General features: G+C 35.8%; 3 protein-coding genes. All 3 read right to left on the minus strand.

The window, feature by feature from the left end:
• Positions 1 to 549, minus strand: a 549-nt coding sequence (locus F6K13_RS29300) for a protein kinase (protein ID WP_287289308.1), incomplete at its 3' end; no start/stop codon positions are given.
• Positions 550 to 1,533: 984 nt separating this feature from the next.
• The gene (locus F6K13_RS29305; protein WP_124143048.1) at positions 1,534 to 2,061 is read right to left on the minus strand and encodes a DUF4330 domain-containing protein; all 528 of its coding nucleotides are present in this window, start codon (positions 2,059 to 2,061) and stop codon (positions 1,534 to 1,536) included.
• 7 nt (positions 2,062 to 2,068) lie between these two features.
• Positions 2,069 to 2,268 (minus strand): hypothetical protein (locus F6K13_RS29310; RefSeq protein WP_287289310.1); only part of this gene is annotated, 200 nt, incomplete at its 5' end.

Genomic DNA, 2,268 nt, shown 5'->3' on the forward strand with positions numbered 1-2,268 from the left:
TATAGTGCTAGTAAATTCCCCATACTTACCAACTACTATTGTACTAACTTCTTTAACTGCTCCAAAATCAATTAATACTAATTTCCCACCAGTTTCTCGCCTCATAATATTTGCCGGTTTTATATCCCGATGAATTACATTATTTTGATGAACAAAACTCAGTAATTCCAGAATATCCGTTAAAAAATTGATGATTTGAAATTCACTCCAATAGGAATTCATTTCTCTAGTTAAATCGTGACCTACTATCAGTTCTTGAACTAGGAAAAATTCTCCTTCATCTTCAAAATAAGCATATAAAGTTGGGATTTGAGCATGGCAACCTAATTTTTTTAAAATCCTACCTTCTTGCTCAAATAACCTCTGAACTTCTAAACTTTTTTGTGTCGGTTTTAGCCTCTTAACAACACATTTTGGTTTGGGAATTTCCGGCATATCTAAATCTTCTGCAATATAAGTTTCACCAAATCCACCACCTGTGCCTAATTTTTCAATAATTTGATAACGTTGATGTAGAATTTTTCCGATAAGAGAATTATTTTTAGACATAAGTAAATACTTTGATCAAAACTTTAATTATTTTCAGAAAGAAGAAGGAAGAAGTAAGAAGGAGGAAGGCATTTAGTTATCTCGGAGATCAGGTGGATTATTGATATTTGATTATTTCTCCTGGGAAGTGCTAACCAAACAGCTATTCCTTGAAGAAGGAGACAGGAGACAGGAGACAGGAGACAGGAGGAAAATTACATGGGGATTCTAACCCCAAGTAATTTTGAACACTCCAGTTGACGGTGGGGTATTAAACCCACAAAGAAAATGATAAATTAAGAGTAGTAATAACGACTACTATAGATAAATTTTACTCTAAATTTTTTAGGTATCCTAGAAATTTGTTAATCAAGCGATCGCTTTCTTCTTTTATACTCATAGTTTTGGTCATTTTTCCAGAAAATTTAGATGCCTTTTCTGTCTATTATTACCCCTTAATATCTGTATTCTATTTTTTAGCTTGCTTGTTCATTCCATCGAGACTTTAATTGTAGTGATTTTCAAATAGATAGACTACAGTGGCCAAAGTATTTTCCTACTCCCTCTCTTGGTGCGCTACCAGATGCGTCTGTCACCGACGCGGGGTCGCACCGCTACTCCCTAACTCAAAAGAATTTTGTAGTTACTAAAATGGGTAGTCCTGCATGGTAATGGTGAGGATATATATTTTTTAATTTTTCTCACACTCCCCATCCCCCATCTCCCCACACTTCTTTGACCATTACTATGCACCACCACCCTAAAATGAATTGCGCTGTAAAATTATCTTTTTATTTTTGGTTTAATACCCCACCCTCTACAGGGTGTTAACAATTGCTTGGGGTTATAAGACACGGAGTGGCGTGTCGAAGACTATCCCCATCCATTTTTTCTTCCTTCTTCCTTCTTCCTTCTTCCTTCTTCCTTCTTCAAGGTGTATTTTGCACAGGCCAGATATTTTGTGGAACAAAACACACCCTATTAGACTTCTATAAAATCAGAAAATTACTCTCTTACTCGCACATCAATCACACTAGCATTAAAATTATAATCCGCACCCTCCAACTCAATTGTCATACCAATTTTTACCTTAATATTTCCTAATACAGGACCATCATCAGTCACTCTACCTTTACCTTCCAAAGTTAATAAAAGATTCCGACTAAAAAGTTCTTTATCTCTAGGATCTGGCAAAGCTTTGACTGAGCCATCAGGCTGAGGAACTGCCACTTTTCGAGTCATAAATTCCACAGATTTTAGGTCAACTTTTCCATAAGGTTGATTTCTAATAATTAATTGAGTTTTCTCTCCTTCCCTTAATAATTTTTCAGGGTTCCGTCCTTTTAAACCTAAAGCAATAGCATCTACTTCCATTGGTTTAGTAATAATATTACCCACTTGAGCAACAGAAGTTTTATTAGTACCAGGAACGATAAATATTCCCAGTAATACCATTAAAATTATTAACACAGCGCCCACATCTAAGACACTGACTTTACCAAATAATCGTCCTTGAGAATCCAGAATTTTCATAATTTCATCAACTAATAATTACAAGTGATATTGGGTATAATTTATTGCCACTCTTTTGTCGATAACCAGGATGGTTAGGTAATAGACATCTCCTCCAAAAGAGGGAGTAGGCAGCTTTGCTGTAGGCAGTAGGGAACCCACCCCTCGCCCCTCCCCCTCCCAGGAGGGGAAATAATTGATAATTTATGTGTGATAATTGATTTGATT

The organism is Okeania sp. SIO2B9 (assembly GCF_010672505.1).
GTDB lineage: Bacteria > Cyanobacteriota > Cyanobacteriia > Cyanobacteriales > Microcoleaceae > Okeania > Okeania hirsuta.